We start from the raw sequence: 22,772 nt of genomic DNA, 5'->3' as shown, positions 1-22,772 counted from the left end.
GGGGGGGAGGCAAGCCAATGCTCGGTGAAGGGGCATGCAATCCTGATTTGTCCGTGGGCGGCGAACGGGTTAAATCATTTTAAAGCATTGATTCGATGGAGCTATGGCGCGCTGCGCTGTCGCTGGGGGGACAGAATGAAGACGAAGCGGTTCGCGGCCCTGCCAGCGATAGTGGTGATGGCTGTTGTGGCGCATCCGGCCCAGGCGACGGACACGGCCATTGTGAGCGGGCAGACCGAAACCACAACGCAGATCCTGCCCGGGTCCGGCGATACGCTGTCAGTCGAGGGCGGCGGCAAGGTCTCGGTCAGCGGCAATGGCGTCGAGATGAATGCGGCCAGTCAGTTGCTGACCAACCGGGGTGTCGTCGAGGCCCTGGGCGGGGCCGGGCATGGCGTGGTGGTCAATGGCGCGGCCGCGCGCATCCGCAACCACGGCACCATCTCGACCAATGGCCTTTCGTCCTATGGCATTCACTCGACCGCTCTCAATACTGAGCTGGTCAATTTCGGCGGCATCATCACCTATGCCGACTGCGCCTATGGCGTTTATGCCGTTGCCGACTATTTCTCGATCACCAATAACGGCACGATTTCAACCAGGGCGAACAACTCCTCCTATGGCGTCTATGTGGAGAACGCCAATCATGCCGTTGTCGTCAATAACGGCCTGATCGACACGGCCGGCACCACGGCCAATGGCATCACCCTGTGGGGTTCGCAGACTTCCATCACCAATAGCGGCACCCTGACGACCAGCGGCGCGGGCGCCATCGGCATTTATGCCTGGTACGGCGCCGGACTCGACAGCAGGAACGTCGTGACCAATAGCGGGACCATCCGCACCAGCGGCACCGGCGCGCAGGCCATTTATGCCAATGCCCGCGGGATGACCGTGATCAATAGCGGCACGGTGGCCAGCCAGCAGGCCGAAGCCATCTATATGGGACAGGCCGATCAGACACTGACGCTGCTGGCGGGCTCGGTCGTCGAGGGCGGCATCCGCTTTGATCAGGCGGCGTCGGCGACGCTCAATATCGGCCCGGGCCTGAATGCCAGGCTGACGCTCACCGGGGTTCCCGGAGTCATCAACACCAATGGGCAGGCTTATAACGTCGCCGGCAATGTGCTTGTGGTGGTCTCGGCCGAGGCGACTGGCGCCGGCGGCACTGCGGCAGCGGCCGCTAACGGGGCCGTTGCCGGTACGGTGCGTGGTCATGTCGACGGACGTCGCGCGGGCCTTTCCGGCGGCAGCGGCCTGCCCCTGGCCTATGCGCCCACACCAGCTGCGCCGGATTTCCCCGACTTTGCCCCGAACGAGGATTTCGGCGCCTGGGTCAGCGCCTATGGCGGTGCGACTGCGCCCGGCAATGGCAAGGCCGGCGTGCAGAGCAGCCAGGGCGGCGGGCTCATGGGCTTTGATGCGCGTCTGTCCGAGGACAGCCTGGCGGGGCTGTTCGCCGGCTTGGGCGGTGGCGTCGTACGCTTGAGCGGCGGCTCCAGCGTGGAGACTACGACCCTGGTAGGTGGCGGCTATGGTGCGGTCCAGTTCGGCTCGGCCTTCGTCGACGCCACTGCCTCAATCGGCGCAACCTTCAACCGCAGCGCGCGCCAGGTCATCAACAACATGGTGGCCGGTGGCGTGGAAACGGCAAATGGCCAGTATTCGGGTGTCTTTGTCAGCCCGTCGGTGACGTTGGGCTTCGATCACGATCTCGGACCAGCCCGGCTGACGCCGAGCATTTCGGTGCTCTATGCGGGCATCTATCAGGGCGGTTACGCCGAAACCAATTCGGCCAGCAACCTGACGCTGGGGTCCCAGCTGACCCATGTGCTCAATGCGCGCGGAGAAATCGAACTGGGTACACTCAAGCTCGATGACATGCCCGGCGGCTGGCGCGCGGGCGTCAAGGTTGGTGCGGAAGGCACGATCACAGAGGGCGGCGCGGTGAGCGCAGCGCTGCCGGGCGGGACCATTACGCTCGCGGGCAACTCGTCCACCGAGGCGCGCGGTTTTATCGGCGCGAGCCTGGGCTTCACGCAGGGTGGCTATGATTTCTCCGCCAAGGGCGAAGTGGGCTACAGCACGTCCGGCATGGCATCCGCCAGTATCCAGGGCGCCATCGGCGTGCGGTTCTAGGCTCTGCTTGTGGGGCGATGCCGCAAGGCGTCGACGATGACCTGAAAGGCCGGCGATTGCTGGCGGCGGCTGGGATAATAGAGATGAAAGCCCGGGATCAGTGGGCACCACTCGTCCAGCAGTGCCACGAGCTCGCCCCTGACGATAGCGGGGGTTGCCGCCTCCTCGGGGACAAAGGCAATGCCGTAGCCCCTGACGGCGGCATCGATGGACAGGGAGATCGAGGTGAAGGTCAGCTGCCCGTCGACGCGAACGCGCAGGGGGTGGCCGTCGCGTTCAAACTCCCATGCATAAAGGGCTCCGCTGCCGACGAGGCGCAGGTTGATGCAGTTGTGCTCGACCAGATCCTGCGGCCTTATGGGCGTGGCGTGCGCCGCGAGATAGGCCGGTGAGGCCACCGGGATCAGTCTCCCATCGGGCCCGATGCGCACCGCGATCATGTCCTTTTCGACGCTTTCCCCGAGTCGCACGCCGGCATCGAGGCCCTGCGCGGCAATATCGACAAAGCCATTGTCGCTGACGATTTCGACCTTGATGTCGGGATAGTCGCGCAGCGCCGCGGCGAGCTTGGGCCAGAGCGCGGTTTCGGCGGCGTATTCGCTGGCGGTGATGCGGACAGTGCCAGCGGGGCGGGAGCGCAGCGCGCCCAGGGCGATCAGTTCGGACTCGATCTCGTCGAGCCGCGGCCCGACGCTGACGAGCAGGCGCTGTCCCGCCTCGGTCGGCGAGACGATGCGCGTCGTGCGGGTGAGGAGGCGCACCCCGATTTGCTCCTCCAACCGGCGCACCGTGCGGCTCAGCGACGACTGCGACATGCCCAGCCGCGCGGCCGCCTGGGTAAAACTGCGGTCGGTGGCGACGGCAACGAAGGCCAGCAGGTCGTTGATATTCTCCCGCATTGATTATTGCTCCAGGCGCATAAGCTCATGCCGATTATATCGGATTATCGCATCAGCACGCCGGGAATAAATTGGTGGCATCCTCCACGGGAGAATCCCTGCATGTCCGTCCCCTCACTCACTCTCAACAATGGCGTCCAGATGCCGGCGCTCGGCTATGGCGTGTTCCAGACCCCGCCCGACCAGACGCGTTCGGCCGTGGCTGAAGCGCTGCGCGTCGGCTACCGCCACATCGATACTGCCGCCGCCTATGGCAATGAACGCGGCGTGGGCGAGGCGATTGCCCGTTCGGGCCTGGCGCGCGGGGATGTGTTCATCGAGACCAAGATCTGGATCAATGATTACGGCTATGACGAAACCCTGCACGGCTTCGAAAAGGGCCGGGCCAAGCTCGGCGTCGAGCAGTTGGACCTGTTGATCCTGCACCAGCCGCTGGCCCCCGATTTCGAGCGGACGCGCGGCGCCTATCGCGCCCTCGAAACGCTGCTTGGCGAGGGCAAGGTGCGGGCGATCGGCGTCAGCAATTTCATGCCGCATCACCTCGAACAGCTGCTGGACAAGGCCCAGGTGGTGCCGGCCGTGAACCAGATCGAACTGCATCCGTACTTCCAGCAGCCCGAAGTGGAACGCCTGCACCACCAGATGGGCATCCTCACCCAGGCCTGGTCGCCGATTGGCGGCATTACTTTCTACCGGGGCGGCGAAAAGAGCACGCTCGCCGATCCGGCCATTCTCGAAATCGCCGCGGCGCATGGCAAGAGCGCGGCGCAGGTGATGTTGCGTTGGGGACTGCAGCATGGCCGGTCGGTGATCCCGAAATCGGTGACACCGTCCCGCATTGCCGAGAATTTCGCGGTGTTCGATTTCGTGCTGACGCCCCAGCAGATGGCCGAGATCGACGCCCTCGACACCGGTCTCCGCGGCGGCCCCGACCCCGACATGATCAGCCTCGCCAATTTCAGCCGAGATATTCCGGAGGCGGAGCCATGGCGGGGCTGAGGCGGCAGGCCGCTAGGCGGCGTGTTCGGCACGGCGCGGTTCAACACGATCCGGCCCCGGCTGCGCCAGCGTGAAGGATTGTACCACTTCATCAAGCTCGGCGGCCTGCTCGCCTGTTTGCGCCAGAGCGGTATTGAGCTGCTCCACGAGAGCGGCATTGCGATGGGTCATATCGTCGATTGTAGCTACGGCGTGGCCTGCCTCTTCGAGGGCAAAGGCCTGTTCGCCGCTGGCGACGGCGATCTGCTTCATCTGGGCAGCGCTGTGGGTCAGGCTCGACTGGACCTCCAGCAGGCTGGTGGCAGCGGCCGAGACCAGGCGCGTGCCATTGGTGATTTCCCTGACGCTGGTTTCGATCAGTGTTTTGATATCGGCGGAGGCGGCAGCAGATGACTGCGCCAGGCGCCGCACCTCGATGGCGACAACCGCGAAGCCCTTGCCCGCTTCTCCGGCCCTGGCCGCTTCAACCGAGGCGTTGAGCGCCAGCAGATTGGTCTGGAACGCGATGTCGTCGATCATGCCGATGATGCTGACGATTCGCGTCGAGACATCGGTGATCCGCTGCATGGCGCCATTGGCCTGCTGCATCGCGGCACCCCCGTCGGCGGCAATCCGGGCCACGGCTTCGACATCGGCGTTGAGGTCGCGCGCTTGGGCGGCGTTCTGCTGCACGGTTTGCGACAGGTGACGCATGGTGGTCGAGGTTTCTTCGACGGCCAGGGCCTGACGCGACGTTCGGTTTGCCAGATCGGTGGCGCCGGAGAGGAGCTCCTCGCTGGCGGTCTTGAGTGAAAGCGATGTGATGCGCAAATCCTGCATGATGTGTGACAGGCGGTCGGCCACGCCGTTGGTGCTCCGCTTGAGCACGGCAAAATCGCCTTCATAGTCGTCGGTGACGCGTTGTGTCAGGTCGGCATCGGCGACGGCCGCTAGCACGGAGGATGTCTCGGCAAGTCCGCGCTGGATGGTGTACAGCAGTTGATTGATGCTGGCCGCGACTGGGGCAAGTTCGGCAAGGGCAAAGTCGCCGGGCAGGCGTTGCCGCAAATCGCCCCGGGCGGCGGCATGGGCCAGATCGGCGAGAGCGCGCTGGAAGCGGGCCAGTTCCTCCTGCCGCACACGCTGGCTGGCCAGTTCCTCGGCCCGTGCTTCCTGCTCGACCTGCAAGGCGCGCCCATTCGTGCCAAAGATCTGGAGGGCCTGGGCGATCCGGCCCAGCTCATTGCGCGGGTCGGCCTGAGGCAGCGTGACGGAAAAGTCGCCTTCGGCCAGCCGCTCAGTCGCCGACGCCAGTTGCCGGATGGTGCGCGACAGCCAGCGGGCGATCAGGAAGGCCAGAGCTCCACCAATGGCCAGCGATAGAAAGCCCGTCACCAAAACCCAGGCTTGGACGGCGTCCGAGTTCGCTGCCGCAACAGTCTCACTCTCGGCCTGCCGCGCCGCGTTGAGGTCCGATGCCGCCGCAGAGGCCTGCTCCAACACCAGTTCAAGGTCTGCAAGGGCAGTGCGCAGCGTTTCGCGTTCGGTCAGGCGCGCGAAGACGGCCTGCACCTCTGAACCATAGGCAGCAAGTGCCGCCGATACTGAATCGACGCTCGCCAGGTCTTCGGTTCTAAAAAATGTGGCACGCAGATCGACCAATGCAGCGGCGGACGCGTCCGCGGAAGCAAGAGCCGCGGCCAGTTGCGCCGCCTGCGGAGACTTGATCAGGTCGGCGACGCCCAGACGCAATTGCAACAGGTTCTGCATCGCAAGGCCTGCCAGCGCGGCAGCCTTGGCATTGAGATTGGCGGACTGGGAGGACTGGCCGATCATCGCGCTCAGCGTCTGGGTCGCAGAAATGCCGGCGGCGTCAAGCTCGACCAGTTGAACGGCAAGCGCGTTGTCGAGGGCAATCAGCGTGGCCGCTTCGGCACCATAGGCAACAATATCCGGCGCCATGTCGCTGTTGGCCCCCAGAGCGGTCAAGCCGGCAATGCTCTGGCTGGCCAGTTCCGCGCTGGCGGGGCTGGGGGCAGCCGCATAGTTCTGCACCGCCAGACGGGCGCTGGTCAGCGTCGTGGTCAGGCTGCGCACATGGGTGGCTTCGTCGGTCGCGGCGCGAAAGCCGTCAAGCGTGCCTGCAATGGTCTGCACGCCGGCAACGGCCAGAAATGTCAGGATAGCCAGCAGGCCGATCATCACGGCAAAAGAAGCATAGATCCGGCCGGCAATGGTGACTTTCGAGAAGAGCATAATGCACCCCGAGAACACATTCAGCTCGGGCAATAGAGAGGCGGGCGTAAATGAGTTGCAAACGGGATTGTCTTGCAGTTGTCACAATCCCTGCAAACTACCGCAGGGCCGGGCATTGCCGGGGGTGTATGAAATTTGCATGACATTTCATTCAGTTGGCCAGATGCTGAGTGCTACTCAAGGACTTTCAAGGGCTGGAGTGCCCGTCCGTGACGTCGCAGTCCGTGCGTGTCGACGGTGTGGACGTGGTTTGGCAGAACGACTGCTCGAAGAGTTCTTTCTTAGGGACTCAACGCTGGTGGCAGCTGGTGATGCTGGAAGGTCAGAGGCAACTCCTCGAGTTGTCTGAAGCTTCCCCCGGGCAGTGGCGATCCGGACTTTGATATGAAACGAGTGAAAATCGGCGATATCGTTGAGATACCCACCAAGAAGGGTCTCTCCTATGCTCAGTTCACGCACAAACATGTGCAGTACGGCGCGTTGCTGAGAATATTCGGTGAGCACCACGCCTCGCGACCGATCAAATTCGATGCGATAGTACGCTCTCGGCCGGCGTTCATGATTTTCTTCCCGCTCGGTGCTGCGGTTAACCGAGGTATTCTTTCGGTGGCGGCCAATGTAGCCGTGCCGCCCCACGCGCAGCCCTTCCCCACGTTTCGTTGTGCTGGTCTCCAGGACCCCGTGACCGGCAAAGTAGATGCGTGGTGGTTATGGGATGGAGAAAAGGAGTGGCGGGTCGGAGAACTCACGAAGGAGCAGCGAAGTCTTTCCATCCGCGGCGTCTGCAATGATACGCTGCTGATTGAGCGAATTGATGCTGGATGGACCCCAGAGATGGACCCCAGGTAGCTCCACGTTGACTACTAGCTCTCCGGACATCCCATTCGAAGAAGAGTTATCTTACCCGATGCCAGTCTGCTTACCAATTGACCCCGGCATTTCCGACGGGCGTCTGGCTGTCGTACTGCCCACATGTGGTGGGTGTCGGATTCGTGCTCCTCAAGCCGGTACCCTGTCCAACCAGTTCTCGATACGAGCCATTACTTCGTGCGTCAGAGGAAATGCGAACTGCATATCTTCTTCCCATTCGGACGTTACTAGTTCGTGAGTGAGTGATCCGAGTTCGCGCCTTAGATTCTCTGGTAGGCTTTCCAATGCACTCGCGTGGCTCTCAAGCGAGTCTTCCGCTTCCAATGTGCTGATTTTTCGACTTCTTAGCGAAGCAACGACCTCACGCATTCGGCCGACTATCGACGCGTTTGACACGGCAGGCTCCATCTCGAGGCTTGCCCCATTGGTGCTTCGCACCACTGCTGACGAACCGCGCCGGGAACCGCTCCTGTTAGGCTCTCAGATGCGAGGATAGAGGCCGAAGCGCCCGGGTTGGCGATTCCATATATGTCCGCCACCTACCCTTGGAAGTCCAGAAGCTGCCCTTCTGCTCCCCACCCCCCCAAAAAAAAATGTCAGCAGCCCACCCCAGTTCGGCCGTTTGAACTGACGCCCGCCTAAGCTCCAAAACTGACGCTACATAATTTGGACTAATTGCTTGGCCGTCTATGCGGGAGGGATGGAGGGACTGTCATGGACAACTCGAAGGTCGAAATCACCGCAGACCTCATTGCTGGCTTGCTTCGCCAGCAACATCCCGATCTTGCCGGATTGCCGCTAACGCTGGGCGCACTGGGTTGGGATAATCAATTGTGGAGGTTGGGCGCGGACCTTGCCGTACGATTGCCATGGGCTACTGACGATGCGGACGACCTGCTGCTGAAAGAGTACAATTTGCTGCCCGGCCTGGCATCGCGCCTGCCGTTGACAATACCAGTCCCGAAAAGGCTCGGTCAGCCGTCTGACGTGTTCCCGCGCAGCTGGATTGTCACCTCTTGGGTTCCTGGCGAGCCCGCCGATAGAATGCCAGTTACCGACGGTTTTGCAGCGGCAGACGCACTGGCCGGCTTCCTGTCGGCTCTTCATAAGCCCGCACCATCAACGGCACCTGTTGGGCGCCATGGACGCGGTGGGTCACTGTCGGCCTCTGCTGACGGAATGACCCAATTTCTCGATATGGCGACTGAACGTGGGCTGATCGAGAATTCCGACAAGGTGCGAAATGTTTGGGAGGATGCAGCGACTGCTTCCGAATGGAACGGTCCGGCAACGTGGATACACGCGGACCTGCATCCCGCGAACGTGCTGGTCAAGGATGGCCGCCTTTGCGGCGTTGTCGACTTTGGCGACCTGTGCGCGGGGGACCCTGCCTGTGATCTTGGTGCAGCGTGGCTATTGCTGCCAGATGGGGCGAGCGATCGGTTCTATGAGCGATACGTTCATGGCGCCGACGAACCGATGATGCGGCGCGCACGAGGGTGGGCGCTTCTCAAAGCCCTGGTTTGTTTGATTATCGGCGACGATGGGAGCCACGGACGGCCCGGCGGCAAGGCAACGTGGGGGCCGCCCGCCTTGGCCGCTATTGACCGGCTCACCCGGACCGTCGCCTAAGACGCTGCTTGACGCTCGAGGCGGCCAGCTTCCCCCATCCCCGCATGCGACATCGCAGGCGCGGCACCATCGGCGTTGATTGTGCTTTGCATCTGTCGTATGTCGTCGCCTGAATTAGCGTACCGCCGGGTTCGGTGGTTTCTCGGGGGACAAATTGGCCCGTATCGTCGTCAAGTTTGGAGGCACGTCCGTCGCCTCCGTCGAACGTATCCGCCAGGCGGCACGTCACGTTAAGCGTGAAGTCGAAGCCGGCAACGAGGTTGTCGTTGTCGTCTCCGCCATGTCGGGCAAAACCAACGAGCTCGTTGGCTGGGTCAATGAAGCCAGCGCACTGCATGACGCCCGCGAATATGATGCGGTTGTCGCATCGGGCGAGCAGGTTACCGCGGGCCTCATGGCCATCGTGCTCAGCGAAATGGGCGTGCAGTCGCGCTCGTTCTCGGGCTGGCAGGTGCCGATCCATACCGACGATGCCCATGGCGCCGCCCGTATCGTCGATATCGATCCGACCGAACTCAACAAGCGTCTCAAGGACGGCTGGGTGCCCGTGATTACCGGTTTCCAGGGCATCTCGCCCCATGGCCGCGTGACGACTCTGGGCCGCGGTGGTTCGGATACGTCGGCCGTCGCCGTGGCGGCCGCCATTGGCGCCGATCGCTGCGATATCTATACGGATGTGGACGGCGTTTACACGACTGACCCGCGCATCGTGCCCAAGGCGCAGCGCCTGACCCGGATTTCCTTCGAGGAAATGCTGGAAATGGCCTCGCTCGGCGCCAAGGTGCTGATGATCCGCTCGGTCGAAATGGCCATGGCGCACAAGGTGCGCCTGACCGTGCGTTCAAGTTTTGCTGACCCCGATGCGCCGCAGGTGGCGCCCGACGGGACCCCCGGCGTTCCGGGTACACTGGTTTGCGATGAGGAAGAGATCGTGGAAAAGCAGATCGTTTCGGGCGTGACGCTCGCCAAGGCAGAGGCCAAGATCACCCTGCGCGACGTCAAGGACAATCCCGGTGTGGCGGCCGCCATCTTTGGCACGCTGGCCGACCAGGGCATCATCGTTGACATGATCGTGCAGAATATTGCCGATGATGGCGCGACCACCGACATCACCTTCACTGTCCCCGACAGCGAATATGACAAGGCCATCAAGACGCTGCAGAATGCCGGCGATCGCATTGAATATGCGCGTCTCAGCGGCTCCAAGGGCGGGGCAAAGGTCTCGGTTGTGGGCGTGGGCATGCGTAGCCATGCAGGCGTTGCATCCTCGATGTTCAAGGCCCTGGCCGACAAGGGCATCAACATCCAGCTGATCACCACCAGCGAAATCAAGACCTCGGTTTTGATTGATGAACAGTATGCCGAGCTTGCGGTTCGCGCTCTGCATACCTATTACGGGTTGGACAAGAAGGACGACTGAGCTCCCGCCGAGGGAATGGAGCCGCGTCCAGTCAAGGGGGGCGGCTCTGCGGGTCGTCAAATGAGGTCATGGTCACGTCCATAGGCGGCCCACGGGTGCTGCTGCGGCAGCTGCGCGAGACGATGGCGGAGCCGCTGGCTTCGCAGGATCGGCTCGACAAGATCGTGGGCCTGATCGCCGACAATATGCGGGCCGATGTTTGCTCGTTCTATGTGCTGCGCGACGACGGCGCACTCGAACTGTTCGCGACCAAAGGCCTTGCCGCCGAGTCGGTGCATATGACCACGCTGCGGTTGGGCGAAGGGCTGGTTGGCCTGATCGCCGCCGAAGCCGAGCCGCTCAGCCTGGAAGACGCCCCCAGCCATCCCGCCTTTGCCTATCGCCCGGAGACCGGCGAGGAGCGTTACAACGCCTTTCTTGGGGTGCCTGTGCTGCGGGCCGGCCAGACGCTGGGCGTGCTCGTGGTGCAGAATGCCGAACGCCGCCATTTTGGCGAGGATGAAACCGAGGCGATGCTGACTACGGCCACAATCCTGGCCGAAATGATCGCCACCTCCGATTTTGACAATCTCATCAAGCCGGGGTCCGATATCGATCTCAGGCGTCCCCGTATGTATTCCGGCGTAGGCTTCACTGATGGCATCGCGCTGGGCAAGGTCGTGCTGCACGACCCGCGCGTGGTGGTTTCCAACTTCATCGCCGAGGATACCGACGCCGAAAAGGTGCGGCTCGAGGCAGCGCTGGAAAAGATGCGCGTCTCGATCGACGTGATGCTCGACCATGGCGACATGCAGTCGACCTCCGATCACCGCGAAATCCTCGAAACCTACCGCATGTTCGCCAATGACCGCGGCTGGTGAACCGGCTGACGGAAGCCATCGAGAACGGCCTCTCTGCCGAGGCGGCGGTCGAGCGGGTGCAGAACGACACCCGCGCCCGCATGCTGCGCCAGACCGATCCCTATATTCGCGACCGCCTGCACGATCTCGATGACCTGGCCAATCGCCTGCTGCGCATGCTGACCGGCAATGGCCAGACGCTCGGGCATGAGGAATTGCCCGACAACGCCATTCTTGTGGCGCGCAATATGGGCCCGGCCGAACTGCTGGAATATGATCGCACCAAGGTGCGCGGCATCGTGCTCGAAGAGGGCGGGGCCACGGCGCACGTCGCCATCGTCGCCCGGTCGCTGGGCATGGTGGCGGTGGGGCAGGCGCAGTCGATCGTCTCGATGAGCGAAAGCGGCGATGACATCATCATCGATGGCAATGCCGGCATCGTGCATGTCCGCCCGACGCCCGATATCGTCCAGACCTATGTCGACAAGGTGCGGGTAACGGCCAAGCGCCGTGCCCATTATGCCGCGCTGCGCGACAAGCCCAGCGTCACCAAGGACGGCACGGCGATCACGCTGCTGCACAATTCGGGGCTCGTCGCCGACCTGCCGATGCTCGAGGATACCGGCGCTTCCGGCGTCGGGCTGTTCCGCACCGAATTGCAGTTCATGATTGCCAGCAAGCTCCCTAAGCTGAGCGAGCAGCAGGAACTCTATACCGAGGCGATGAGCATTGTCGGGGATCGCCCCATCGTGTTCCGCCTGCTCGATATCGGCGGCGACAAGGTGCTGCCCTATCAGCGTTCGATGACGGAGGAGAACCCCGCCATGGGGTTCCGCTCAATCCGGCTGGGACTCGAGCGGCCCGGCCTGCTGCGCACCCAGATCCGGGCGCTGCTGCTGGCGGCCAATGGGCGCCCGCTCAAGATCCTCGTGCCCATGGTCACGGAGACCTTCGAGTTCACCGAGACGCGCAAGGTCGTGGACAAGGAAGTCGAACGGCTGCGCCGCCAGGGCAAGCCGCTGCCATCCAAGCTCGAACTGGGCGTGATGGTGGAAGTGCCCTCGCTGCTGTTCGAACTCGACCAGCTGCTGCCTGAGGCCGATTTCGTCTCTATCGGCAGCAATGACCTCGTGCAGTTCCTGACGGCCTCGGACCGCGCCAATCCGCGCGTCGCCAAGCAGTATGATCCGATCGGCATGCCGCGCCTGCGCGCCATCCGACTCGTGGTCGATGCCGCAAAGCGCTACAATGTGCCGATCACCATGTGCGGTGAGCTGGCCGGCAAGCCGCTCGAAGCGCTGGCGCTGATGGCGGTAGGCATGACGCGCCTGTCGATGGGCCCGGCGTCGATCGGGCCGATCAAGGAGCTGGTGCTCAATCTCGATCTGCAGCCGATCCAGGCGGCGGTCGGGGCAGCGCTGAGCGAGGGCGCGGATGGCGTTTCCATTCGTGCGCTGTTGCAGGAATGGATCGAAAAGCAGAACCTGCCGGTGTAAGGCAGGCGCTTGCGGTGTGGCGCTGCACGCATTAAACGCACCACGTTATCCCGGTTCCGGCCGGGATCCATGTTGTGAACCATCCGCACCATCCAGAGCCGGGACTGTCCCGCGCATGGATTCCGGCCTCCGCCGGAATGACCCGGTGGTTTCTATAGGACGGTAGAATGGCATCTCTCCCCCAGGACAAGCTCGACGCACTCGAAGTCCGCTTCCAATATGTCGAAGCGGCGCTGTCGGGCGGAGCCGGGCCGGACGAATTCGTCAAGTTTTCGCGCGAGCATGCCGAACTGGCGCCGGTCGTCGGTGAAATCCGCGCCTACAAGAAGGCCCTGAGCGATCGGGCCGAAGCCGAGGAACTGCTGAAAAGCGGCGACAAGGACCTCGCGGAAATGGCCGAGGCCGAGATCGCCGAGCTGGACGAGAAGATCGAGGCCCTGTTCCAGTCGATCCGCGTGCTGCTGCTGCCCAAGGATGAAGCGGACGAGAAGTCCATTATCCTTGAAATCCGCGGTGGTACCGGGGGCGACGAAGCTGCGCTGTTCGCAGGCGACCTGTTCCGCATGTATGAGCGCTACGCCGCCAACCACGGCTGGAGGGTGACGGTGATGGAAGAAAGCCCCGGCGAAATGGGGGGCTTCAAGGAAATCATCGTCAACGTTTCGGGCAAGGGCGTTTATGCCCGCATGAAGTTTGAATCGGGCGTGCATCGCGTGCAGCGCGTGCCGGCGACCGAAACGCAGGGGCGCATCCATACCTCGGCGGCCACCGTGGCGGTGCTGCCGGAGGTGGAAGACATCGACATCGAAATCCGCAACGAGGATATCCGCATCGATACGATGCGCGCTTCGGGCGCGGGCGGCCAGCACGTCAACACCACCGACTCGGCGGTGCGCATTACCCACCTGCCCACCGGGCTGGTGGTGACCTCGGCGATGAAGAGCCAGCACCAGAACCGCGCGCAGGCGATGATCGTGCTGCGCTCGCGGCTCTATGAACTGCAGCGCGAAGAGCGCGACAGCGCCCGCTCGGCCGAGCGCAAGGGGCAGGTGGGGTCGGGCGATCGCTCCGAGCGCATCCGCACCTACAATTTCCCGCAGGGCCGGGTGACCGACCATCGCATCAACCTGACGCTCTACAAGCTCGACAAGGTCATGACCGGCGAAGCGCTGGATGAACTGATCGAGGCGCTGATCACCACCAGCCAAGCCGAGCAACTGGCCGCGATGGAGACGGTCAACTGACCGACACGCCAACCATTGGCGCGCTGTGGCGCGGCTGGCGCGACGTGCTGGCGCGGCTCGGATTTGACAGCGCGGCGCTCGATGCAAAATTGCTGACCGGACACGGGCTGGGGCTTGGCGCGCTGGAACTGGCGACGCAGGAGCACCGCCCCGTCGATGGGGGGGGCGCGGCGCGGGTTGCGGCACTGATCCAGCGCCGCATGAGTGGGGAATCGGTGGCCCGCATCATCGGAGAGCGCGAATTCTACGGGCTGGCCTTCGGGCTCAACGAGGCAACGCTCGAGCCGCGGCCCGAGACCGAATTGCTGGTCGAGATGGCCCTGGGTGCGTTGCCGGTGGGTGGACATCTGCTCGACCTCGGGACGGGCACCGGCTGCATTCCCATCGCCATTCTCGCAAACCAATCCGATGCCACGGCCGTGGCGGTGGATCTGAGCGAGCTGGCGCTGCAGGCGGCGCGGGACAATGCGGTGCGCCATGGGGTCGATGGACGGCTTGAGCTTGTGCAGAGTAACTGGTTCGCGGCGTTGGCCGGCCGGTCCGATGACGGATTGTTGTTCGACCTCATCGTCTCAAATCCGCCCTATATCGCTTCGGCTGTGGTCGAGACGCTATCGGCCGAAGTGCGCGATTTTGATCCGCGCCTGGCGCTCGATGGCGGACCCGACGGGCTCGCGCCCTATCGCCTGATCGCGGCAGAGGCCGACCAGTGGCTCAAGCTCAACGGGCGGGTTCTGGTCGAGATCGGCTATGATCAGGGGGCAGCGGTGAGCGCGCTCTTTCTCGAAGCCGGGTTCGAGGCGGTAAGTGTGCACCGTGATCTAAACGGTCTTGACCGTGTGGTTCTGGCGCACCACATCTAGCGATATGAAGGGGCAAGCGAGGCGCCGCCTGCAATTAATGCTGGCAAAGTCGCCTCGAACGATATAGTTTGATTTTGCTGTCAACGGTGCTTCATGAGCGCCACGGCGACTAGACACCCGACAATTCCATTGGCTGCCAAGGCAGCGCGGTTCCTGCAAGGGCGGGAGCGACGCAGGATAGGTTCGGATCGCTGTCTGACGGTTTCGGTCTTCATGAAGCCAGGTAGAGCCGGTGTGAGAAGCGCAAGAGCTTCGCTCCGGGATTGGCCAGACTAGGCAGTGTGCCAGTCCGCCAGCAGTGTGACGCTTAATTTTCTAGAGTTAGATAAAGCGACCAGATGAGACCCAACAACCAGAATAACAAGAACCGGCAGCGCAGCCGGAACGGCGGACGCAAGCACGTCAACCCGTTGTCCCGTAATTTTGAGAGCAACGGTCCGGATGTGAAGGTGCGCGGCAACGCGGCCCATATCGCCGAAAAATACCTTCAGCTGGCGCGCGATGCGCAGTCGAGCGGGGATTCGGTGATGGCGGAGAATTATCTCCAGCACGCCGAACACTATTTCCGCATCGTTTCCAGCGCGCAGCAGGCCCAGAACGGCCAGCGGCCGGAAGGTCAGGGCGACGACGATTTCGACGACGACATGCCCGACATGAACTCGCGTTTCGCCTCGCCGCAGCCGCCCCAGCAGCAGTTCGTGCAGGCTGAAGGCGACGAGCAGGGCGAAGGCGAACAGCCGCGCCAGCAGCAGAACGAACAGCGTGGCGAAGGCGAGCGCCCGCAGCGCGGCGACCGTCGCGATCGCCAGCGTGGCCGGGAACGCTTCCGCCCCGAAGGCGAAGTGCAGCAACCGGTTGCTATCGAGCAGGCCCAGCCTGCTGCCGCCGAAGCCGCCGTGTCCGAGGCGCCCGCCGAAGCTCCGGCTGAAGCCGCTGCCGAAGGCGAGGCCCGCAAGCCGCGTGAGCGCCGCCCGCGCCGCCGCCGTGTCGCCGAAGGCGACCTGGCTGGCGCCGATCAGCCCGATGTCGGCGAACTGCCGGCCTTCCTCACCGCCGGTACATCCAGCGCTGCGGAGTAGCAGCGACCAGAAAATCAAAAAGGCCGGGCAGCGATGCCCGGCCTTTTCGTTTGCTGAGCAGGCCGTGCGGCGCAGCGCCCTAAAGCCAAATTAACGCCGGGCCAGTAGCTTCCGTTCGCATTTGAGTGGGGGTGAAATGCCAGATCAGGACAAACGCGTTTATGCATGGATGCTGACTGTTGCTGCAGCTTTCTGCATGGCGGCAGTCGCGCTGCGCTTCCCCCAATTGATCGGCATCGAAGGCATCGCCTATCCCGATGGACGGGTCGTTGGCGGCGACTTTATCAATCTCTGGTCGGCGGGAAGGCTGCTGCTCGAGCAACGTGTCGACGAGATCTACCGGTCGGCGGCGTTGCAAGCCTATCAGGAGTCGATGGCCGGATTGGGCATCGGGCTGCGGCTGTGGGTCTACCCGCCCTATTCGCTATTCCTAGCGGCGCCCTTCGGGCTCCTCGACTACTATCCTGCCCTCGTGCTGTGGACGGTCATGGGACTTGGCATGCTCTATTTCGGGGCGCGCCATTTTGGCTTCAGCCAGTTCGAAACGCTGGTCATTCTGGTATCGCCCGCAACGCAGTTGTGCATCGACAATGGGCAGACCGGCAATTTTGCCGCCGGGCTGCTGCTGCTATGTCTGGCACCGGCGCGACGCGGTCTCCTGGCGCCGCTGGCGGCAGGCGTCCTGACGATCAAGCCCCAACTGGGCATATTGTTGCCGCTATACTGGCTGCTGCAGCGGCGTTGGCGCGATATCGTTTTCACCGGGCTTTTCGTGGTCGGGGTGGTGGCGCTGTCGCTGCTGGTCTGGTCTCCGTCGCTCTGGGTCGACTATCTGCACGACACATTGGCAACGCTCAGCACGTTGGAACGGCACGGCACCGGGCCATTCATGCGGATGATCCCCTCGGTATTCATGTCGATGCGGATTGCCCTTGCTGATCCCGAACTTGCCCTGCTGATCCATGCCGGATGGGCCGTAGTGGTGGGTATAGTGCTGCTTTGGCGACTCGTCAGGGTCAAGGATGCAACGCGCCGTGCCGGGCTGGTGCTTGTCGGGACGGTGTTGCTCACGCCCTACATCCACAATTACGATCTCAACTTGCTGACTTGTGGGGCGTTGCTGGCGTTGCGGCAGGTGCGGGCTGACGGAACGCGGGTACAATACCGGGAGCCGCTCGTCGTCGTTGCCTACATCGTTCCGATTTTGGTTCTGGGGCTGAATGCGATTGGCCTGCCGATTTCGCCGTTACTGATCCTGCCGTTGATCGTGATGCTGTAGCGCCGCCCTTTTCATCGCCGAAACTGCCCCCATATATCTCTTCGTGATGGAGCAGCGCTGCCGGGCAGGCGTTTCATCATTCGACGCTTCCGACGTGTGTTCAGGCGCCTTGATGGGCTTGGCGACGGGCGAGACAAGGAGAGTTGCATGAATATCGAGAAGTACACCGAACGTGCTCGGGGCTTCATTCAGAGCGCGCAGACGACCGCGCTGGGCAAGGGGCACCAGCAGTTCGCGCCGATCCACCTGCTGAAGGTTCTGCTTGATGACGATCAGGGCATGGCCAATGGGTTGATCGAGCGAGCCGGAGGGGATCCGAAGGCCGCACGGGCCGCCGTCGAGGCCGCCCTTACCAAAATTCCATCGGTTTCCGGCGACGGATCGCAGCTCTATCTGAGCCGCGAACTGGCGCGGGTATTCGACACCGCTGAATCGGCAGCGCAAAAGGCGGGCGACTCCTATGTCACCGTCGAGCGGCTGCTTTTGGCGCTGGTGGTCGAGAAGGACACCGATGCCGGCAAGATCCTGTCTTCGGCCGGGGTGACGCCGCAGGCGCTGAACGGCGCCATCGAAGCCATTCGCAAAGGGCGCAGCGCCGACTCGGCGACGGCCGAAAACAGCTACGACGCGCTCAAGAAATATGCGCGCGACCTGACCGCCGACGTGCGCGAAGGTCGGCTCGACCCGGTGATCGGGCGCGACGAGGAAATCCGTCGCACCATCCAGGTGCTCAGCCGCCGCACCAAGAACAACCCGGTGCTGATCGGCGAACCCGGCGTGGGCAAGACCGCCATCGCCGAGGGGCTGGCCATCCGCATCGTCAATGGCGACGTTCCGGAGAGCCTCAAGAACAAGAGCCTGCTCTCGCTCGATATGGGCGCCTTGATTGCCGGCGCGAAATATCGCGGCGAGTTCGAGGAGCGGCTCAAGGCCGTGCTCTCGGAGGTGACCGCTGCCGAAGGCAAGATCATCCTGTTCATCGACGAAATGCACACGCTGGTTGGCGCCGGCAAGGCGGACGGGGCGATGGACGCCTCCAACCTGCTCAAGCCCGCTTTGGCGCGCGGCGAACTGCACTGCGTTGGCGCGACCACGCTGGATGAATACCGCAAGCATGTCGAGAAGGACCCGGCGCTGGCCCGTCGCTTCCAGCCGGTATTTGTCGACGAGCCGACGGTGGAAGACACCATCTCGATCCTGCGCGGGCTCAAGGAAAAGTACGAGCTGCACCACGGCATCCGCATTTCGGATTCGGCGCTGGTGAGTGCGGCGACGCTGTCCAACCGCTACATCACCGACCGGTTCCTGCCCGACAAGGCCATCGACCTGATGGACGAAGCGGCGGCGCGGCTGCGCATGGCCGTCGACAGCAAGCCTGAAGCTCTTGATGAACTTGATCGCCGCATCATGCAGCTCAAGATCGAGCGCGAAGCCTTGCGCAAGGAAGATGACGAGGGCTCCAAGACCCGGCTCGGCCGTCTGGAAACCGAACTGGCGGATCTGGAAGAGCAGGCCCAGGGGCTCAGCGCCAAGTGGCTTGCCGAAAAGGAACGCCTGCAGGGCAGCCAGAAGCTCAAGGAAGAGCTGGACACGGCACGCTCGCAGCTCGAAATCGCGCAGCGCCAGGGTGACCTGGCCAAGGCCGGCGAGCTGGCCTATGGCGTCATCCCCGATCTTGAAAAGCGCATCAAGGCCGCCGAAGGCGCCAATGCCGACGGTAAGGCCGATGCGGTGATGGCCGCCGAAGTGGTGACCCCGAGCGACATAGCCGCAGTGGTCAGCCGCTGGACCGGCATTCCCGTCGACCGCATGCTGGAAGGCGAGCGCGAGAAGCTGCTGCATATGGAAGACTCGATCGGCGCGCGCGTCATCGGGCAGTCCGAGGCGGTGGCCGCCGTGGCAAAGGCTGTGCGGCGTTCGCGGGCGGGTCTGCAGGATCCCAACCGGCCAATCGGCTCGTTCATGTTCCTCGGGCCAACCGGCGTGGGCAAGACCGAGCTGACCAAGTCGCTGGCGCAGTTCCTGTTCGATGACGAGACCGCAATGGTGCGTCTGGACATGAGCGAGTTTATGGAAAAGCACTCAGTCGCCCGGCTGATCGGCGCGCCTCCGGGCTATGTCGGCTACGATGAAGGCGGTGTGCTCACCGAAGCCGTGCGGCGGCGGCCCTATCAGGTCGTGCTGTTCGACGAGATCGAGAAGGCCCATCCGGATGTGTTCAACGTGCTGCTGCAGGTGCTCGATGATGGCCGCCTGACGGACGGGCAGGGCCGCACGGTCGACTTCCGCAATACGGTGATCATCCTCACCTCCAACCTGGGCGCCGAGTATCTGGTCGAGCTCAAGGACGGGGAGTCGGTCGAGCTGGTGCGCGGCAAGGTGCTTGATATGGTCAAGTCGGCGTTCCGCCCGGAATTTCTCAACCGTATCGACGAGATCCTGCTGTTCCACCGGCTGGGCCGCGAGCATATGGGTGCGATTGTCGATATCCAGTTCAAGCGGCTGACCAACCTGCTGCGGGATCGCGACATCACCCTGGAGCTGACGCCCAAGGCCCGCGAATGGCTGGGCAATGAGGGCTATGATCCGGCCTATGGCGCGCGTCCGCTAAAGCGGGTGATCCAGCGCTCGGTCCAGGATGGACTGGCCGAGGAAATCCTGGCCGGACGGATCAGCGATGGCAGCCGCGTGGTGGTAGATGCCGATGACGACGGCATCGTGCTGCGCTCCGGCACGGACCTGGCCGCCGACGCCGCCGAATAAGATCAAGGGGGCCGGTCGCAAAGACCGGCCCCTTTTTTCGTGGCAGGCGCGCGAACCGGCATTGCTCTCCGCTCAAATCCATTCTAGAACAAACAGAGAACTTAGGAGCAATGCCATGGCCGACAAGATAGATTATCTGGAGTTCCCTTCGCGCGATCGCGCCGCAACGAGCGCGTTTTTCCAGACGGCATTTGGCTGGGGCATTACCAGTTATGGTCCCGACTACGACGGGCTGGAACAGGCCGGCATCGATGGCGGCGTCGATCAGGCCGAGGGCAAGGTCGCCGCGACGATGGCGATCGTGCGGACCGACGATCTCGACGCAGCCGAGCAGCGCGTGCGCGCCGCCGGCGGCACCATTACCCGGGCCCAGTTTGATTTTCCCGGCGGCCGGCGCTTTCACTTCCGCGAGCCCGGCGGAAATGAGTTGGCGGTCTGGATCGCGCGGGAATAAGCTCCCAAAACCTAACCCCGTTCCCCTTACACCGGACCTGGCATGAGCACCGACATAGCCGCCCCGCAGAGCCGACGCTTTGTATTGATGGCGGCTATTCTCGCCTCCGGGATGGGCTTTATCGACGGCTCGGTGATCTCCATCGCCATCCCGGCCATCCGCGCCGATCTCGGAGCGACGCTGGCAGAGGCGCAGTGGGTCAATAATGGCTATCTGCTGCTGCTGTCGGCGCTGATCCTGCTGGGTGGCGCCGCGGGCGACAGCTTTGGGCTGCGCAAGATGTTCGGCATTGGCATCGCTGTCTTCGTCGGCGCATCGATGATCTGCGCCATTTCACCAAACCCGCTGGTGCTCATCATTGCGCGCGTCGTGCAGGGAGCGGGGGCTGCCTTCATGGTGCCGGGGAGCCTGGCCATGATCGCCAAGGCCTATCCGCGCGAGGAGCGCGGCAAGGCCATCGGCACGTGGGCCGCCGCGTCTTCGCTCACCACCATTGCCGGGCCGATTATTGGCGGCTTCCTGCTGACGGCTCTGGGTGACTGGAGCTGGCGGCTGGTCTTTGCCATCAACCTGCCGCTGGGACTTGCGGCGCTGGCCATGCTGTGGTTCCGCGTCGCGCCCGATCGCCCCGAGGCGGGGCGCAAACTCGATGTGGTCGGGGCCGTGCTGGCGACGCTGGCGCTATTGCTGATCGCCTATGGAGTGACGGGTGATGGCAGCGCCAGCACGCCGATGATCTCCCATACCGTGATCTATTGCGGTTTGGGCCTTATTCTCGCCGTGCTGTTCCTAGTGTGGGAGCGGCGCACGCCGACGCCCATGCTGCCGCTGCGCCTGTTTGCCAATGTCAGTTTCGCGGGGGCCAACGGGCTGACTTTCGCGCTCTATTTCGCGCTGGCCGGCATCATGTTCTTCCTGCCGATGACCATGATCGGCGGCTGGGGTGAAACCCCGGCAACGGTCTCCTTCGCCCTGTTGCCGCTCGGCGTCATCCTGACGGCCCTCTCCTCCTTCAGCGGAAAATGGGCCGACCGGTTCGGGCCTGCTCCGTTGATTGCGCTGGGCTCGTTGATCGTGGCGCTGGCCTTCACCATGCTTGGAGTGACCGCGCCGCTGCACAATGTGTGGTTTGCCGTGCTGCCGTCGATCGGCCTGCTTGGGCTCGGCATGGGGCTGGTGGTTTCGCCGCTGTCGACCGCGGTGATGACATCGCTCGATGACAGCGATACCGGCGTCGCCTCGGGCGTCAACAATGCGGTGGCGCGCGTGGCGGGCCTGCTGGCGGTGGCGCTGCTCGGGGCGGTGGTGGCCTTCGTGTTCGAGCGATCGCTGGGTTCGTCCGCCGAAAGGCCAATCTTTTTCGGCCTGCCGGCCAGCGGGTTGAGCGCGGAAGAAGACGCCATGAGGCTGGCGGCGACCGACGCCGCCTTCGCCACGATTGCCTATATCACCGCGGCCCTCAGCGTCGTGTCGGCCATTGTCGCCTGGCTGACCCTCGAGCGCAAAAGCGGCTAGGCCTATTGGGCCTGGGCCACCGTCACGGGGGCCGGATCGCGCGTCATCAGATCGTTGATCTGCGAAATCGTCTGCTGAAAGGCGACTTCGTAATTCTGCGGCAGCACGCTGTCCTTGGGAAGCTTGACGCTCAGCGGATCGACGAGGTTGCCATTGATCTTGATCTCGAAATGCAGGTGCGGGCCGGTCGACTGGCCGGTGGAGCCGACATAGCCCACCACCTGGCCCTGGCGCACATGGCTGCCAACGCCCAGCCCATCGGCAAAGCGCGACATGTGTCCATAGGCCGTCTCATAGCCGTTCACATGCTGGATCTCGACCTTGTTGCCGTAGCCGGACTGCCATTTGTAATACTGGATCACGCCGTCGCCCGCCGCGTAGATCGGGGTGCCACTGCGCGCTGCCAGGTCGACGCCGGTATGCAGCTTGCGCGTCTTGAAAATCGGGTGGATGCGATAGCCGAAGCGCGAGCGCAGCGTGCCGCCGCCCTCAAGCGGGCGGCGCGTCAGGAAGCGTTTGCCCGTTTCGCCATCGGGATCATAGAAGTCGATCACCCCGTCATCGGTGGCAAAGCGGTAGAGCTGGCGCGTGGTGCTGCCCAACTTGAGGCCGACATAGAGCAGCTCGGTGCGCCCTTCGGTGTCGGGCGCGCTTTGCAGCAGCTCGATCGTGTCGCCGGCGGCGATCTTCTTGGTCATGTCGACGTCATAGGCAAACATGCCGATGATCCGCTCGATCGTCTCGTCGTCGAGATCGTGCTTGCGGCCGGTTTCCCAAATCGAGCGGTAGATGCTCGGCAGGTTGGCGACGTTGACCTCTTCGGTGTCTTCCTCGGGGAAGGTGATCTCGGCGGGCGCCAGGCCCAGCACATATTGCCCCTTGTCGGTCAAGGCGACCGTGGCGCGATGCACGTCGAGATTGCTGCCATTGTCATGCAGATAGATGCTCATGCGATAGGGCACGAGCGTATTGGAGGTGCGCGAGGGCCCGAACAGAATGCGCAGGCGCGCCCCTTCCGGCAGTTCCGTCGATGGGAAGACGTTCTG

The 22,772-nt window shown here is 63.4% G+C and carries 15 protein-coding genes and 1 pseudogene (1 of these 16 only partly in view); 13 read left to right on the top strand and 3 right to left on the bottom strand.

From position 1 onward, the window contains the following. Positions 1-135 precede the first annotated feature (135 nt). On the top strand, positions 136-2,139 hold the full coding sequence (locus tag ACZ5WT_RS03965) for an autotransporter domain-containing protein (RefSeq protein ID WP_464286087.1): 2,004 nt from the start codon (positions 136-138) through the stop codon (positions 2,137-2,139). On the opposite strand, the gene ACZ5WT_RS03960 is transcribed toward ACZ5WT_RS03965, so the two are convergent. Next, complete coding sequence (locus tag ACZ5WT_RS03960) at positions 2,136-3,038, bottom strand: LysR family transcriptional regulator (RefSeq protein WP_464286086.1); 903 nt, start codon at positions 3,036-3,038, stop codon at positions 2,136-2,138. The two genes, ACZ5WT_RS03965 and ACZ5WT_RS03960, sit on opposite strands and share 4 nt — an antisense overlap. Positions 3,039-3,140: 102 nt before the next feature. On the opposite strand from ACZ5WT_RS03960, the gene ACZ5WT_RS03955 reads away from it, so the two are divergent. Continuing rightward, the gene (locus ACZ5WT_RS03955) at positions 3,141-4,037 is read left to right on the top strand and encodes an aldo/keto reductase (RefSeq protein ID WP_464286085.1); all 897 of its coding nucleotides are present in this window, start codon (positions 3,141-3,143) and stop codon (positions 4,035-4,037) included. Positions 4,038-4,049: 12 nt separating this feature from the next. Here ACZ5WT_RS03955 and ACZ5WT_RS03950 read toward each other — a convergent pair whose 3' ends face one another. Continuing rightward, positions 4,050-6,272 carry a methyl-accepting chemotaxis protein gene (locus ACZ5WT_RS03950; protein WP_464286084.1) on the bottom strand — a complete coding sequence of 741 codons (2,223 nt, stop codon included), beginning with the start codon at positions 6,270-6,272 and terminating at the stop codon, positions 4,050-4,052. A 384-nt stretch (positions 6,273-6,656) separates the two neighbouring features. On the opposite strand from ACZ5WT_RS03950, the gene ACZ5WT_RS03945 reads away from it, so the two are divergent. From ACZ5WT_RS03945 to ACZ5WT_RS03895, 11 genes and pseudogenes are all read left to right on the top strand, one after another. Further along, a complete protein-coding gene (locus ACZ5WT_RS03945; protein WP_464286083.1) occupies positions 6,657-7,121 on the top strand; it encodes a hypothetical protein in 465 nt (154 codons plus the stop codon). A gap of 735 nt (positions 7,122-7,856) precedes the next feature. Continuing rightward, on the top strand, positions 7,857-8,774 hold the full coding sequence (locus tag ACZ5WT_RS03940) for an aminoglycoside phosphotransferase family protein (RefSeq protein ID WP_464286082.1): 918 nt from the start codon (positions 7,857-7,859) through the stop codon (positions 8,772-8,774). Between the two features lie 154 nt (positions 8,775-8,928). Continuing rightward, a complete protein-coding gene (locus tag ACZ5WT_RS03935; RefSeq protein ID WP_464286081.1) occupies positions 8,929-10,194 on the top strand; it encodes an aspartate kinase in 1,266 nt (421 codons plus the stop codon). A gap of 68 nt (positions 10,195-10,262) precedes the next feature. Continuing rightward, positions 10,263-12,529, top strand: a pseudogene (gene ptsP / locus ACZ5WT_RS03930) (phosphoenolpyruvate--protein phosphotransferase). 167 nt (positions 12,530-12,696) lie between these two features. Further along, positions 12,697-13,773 carry a peptide chain release factor 1 gene (prfA, locus tag ACZ5WT_RS03925; RefSeq protein ID WP_464286080.1) on the top strand — a complete coding sequence of 359 codons (1,077 nt, stop codon included), beginning with the start codon at positions 12,697-12,699 and terminating at the stop codon, positions 13,771-13,773. Positions 13,774-13,817: 44 nt separating this feature from the next. After that, a complete protein-coding gene (prmC, locus tag ACZ5WT_RS03920; protein ID WP_464286079.1) occupies positions 13,818-14,636 on the top strand; it encodes a peptide chain release factor N(5)-glutamine methyltransferase in 819 nt (272 codons plus the stop codon). Positions 14,637-14,974: 338 nt separating this feature from the next. Continuing rightward, the gene (locus ACZ5WT_RS03915; protein ID WP_464286078.1) at positions 14,975-15,715 is read left to right on the top strand and encodes a DUF4167 domain-containing protein; all 741 of its coding nucleotides are present in this window, start codon (positions 14,975-14,977) and stop codon (positions 15,713-15,715) included. 136 nt (positions 15,716-15,851) lie between these two features. Continuing rightward, positions 15,852-16,994, top strand: a complete 1,143-nt coding sequence (locus ACZ5WT_RS03910; protein ID WP_464286077.1) for a glycosyltransferase family 87 protein — start codon at positions 15,852-15,854, stop codon at positions 16,992-16,994. A 147-nt stretch (positions 16,995-17,141) separates the two neighbouring features. Further along, the gene (clpB, locus tag ACZ5WT_RS03905) at positions 17,142-19,757 is read left to right on the top strand and encodes an ATP-dependent chaperone ClpB (protein WP_464286076.1); all 2,616 of its coding nucleotides are present in this window, start codon (positions 17,142-17,144) and stop codon (positions 19,755-19,757) included. A gap of 115 nt (positions 19,758-19,872) precedes the next feature. Continuing rightward, complete coding sequence (locus ACZ5WT_RS03900) at positions 19,873-20,211, top strand: VOC family protein (protein ID WP_464286075.1); 339 nt, start codon at positions 19,873-19,875, stop codon at positions 20,209-20,211. A gap of 42 nt (positions 20,212-20,253) precedes the next feature. Continuing rightward, a complete protein-coding gene (locus ACZ5WT_RS03895) occupies positions 20,254-21,726 on the top strand; it encodes an MFS transporter (RefSeq protein ID WP_464286074.1) in 1,473 nt (490 codons plus the stop codon). Positions 21,727-21,728: 2 nt separating this feature from the next. On the opposite strand, the gene ACZ5WT_RS03890 is transcribed toward ACZ5WT_RS03895, so the two are convergent. After that, positions 21,729-22,772, bottom strand: the 3' portion of a protein-coding gene (locus tag ACZ5WT_RS03890; RefSeq protein ID WP_464286073.1) for a M23 family metallopeptidase. Its footprint extends 927 nt past the window's final position; the window shows 1,044 of its 1,971 coding nt (coding positions 928-1,971); the start codon falls outside the window, past its right edge; the stop codon is at positions 21,729-21,731.

The sequence above is a fragment of the Devosia sp. T2-14 genome, from assembly GCF_055397495.1.
This window is presented reverse-complemented; position numbering and strand designations above follow the sequence as displayed.

What these genes read in the sequence shown, in the direction of transcription:
- ACZ5WT_RS03965 (WP_464286087.1), top strand. Translation starts at nt 136, where the DNA reads ATGAAGACGAAGCGGTTCGCGGCCCTGCCAGCGATAGTGGTGATGGCT.
- ACZ5WT_RS03960 (WP_464286086.1), bottom strand. Translation starts at nt 3,038, where the DNA reads ATGCGGGAGAATATCAACGACCTGCTGGCCTTCGTTGCCGTCGCCACC.
- ACZ5WT_RS03955 (WP_464286085.1), top strand. Translation starts at nt 3,141, where the DNA reads ATGTCCGTCCCCTCACTCACTCTCAACAATGGCGTCCAGATGCCGGCG.
- ACZ5WT_RS03950 (WP_464286084.1), bottom strand. Translation starts at nt 6,272, where the DNA reads ATGCTCTTCTCGAAAGTCACCATTGCCGGCCGGATCTATGCTTCTTTT.
- ACZ5WT_RS03945 (WP_464286083.1), top strand. Translation starts at nt 6,657, where the DNA reads ATGAAACGAGTGAAAATCGGCGATATCGTTGAGATACCCACCAAGAAG.
- ACZ5WT_RS03940 (WP_464286082.1), top strand. Translation starts at nt 7,857, where the DNA reads ATGGACAACTCGAAGGTCGAAATCACCGCAGACCTCATTGCTGGCTTG.
- prfA (WP_464286080.1), top strand. Translation starts at nt 12,697, where the DNA reads ATGGCATCTCTCCCCCAGGACAAGCTCGACGCACTCGAAGTCCGCTTC.
- ACZ5WT_RS03915 (WP_464286078.1), top strand. Translation starts at nt 14,975, where the DNA reads ATGAGACCCAACAACCAGAATAACAAGAACCGGCAGCGCAGCCGGAAC.
- ACZ5WT_RS03910 (WP_464286077.1), top strand. Translation starts at nt 15,852, where the DNA reads ATGCCAGATCAGGACAAACGCGTTTATGCATGGATGCTGACTGTTGCT.
- clpB (WP_464286076.1), top strand. Translation starts at nt 17,142, where the DNA reads ATGAATATCGAGAAGTACACCGAACGTGCTCGGGGCTTCATTCAGAGC.
- ACZ5WT_RS03900 (WP_464286075.1), top strand. Translation starts at nt 19,873, where the DNA reads ATGGCCGACAAGATAGATTATCTGGAGTTCCCTTCGCGCGATCGCGCC.
- ACZ5WT_RS03895 (WP_464286074.1), top strand. Translation starts at nt 20,254, where the DNA reads ATGAGCACCGACATAGCCGCCCCGCAGAGCCGACGCTTTGTATTGATG.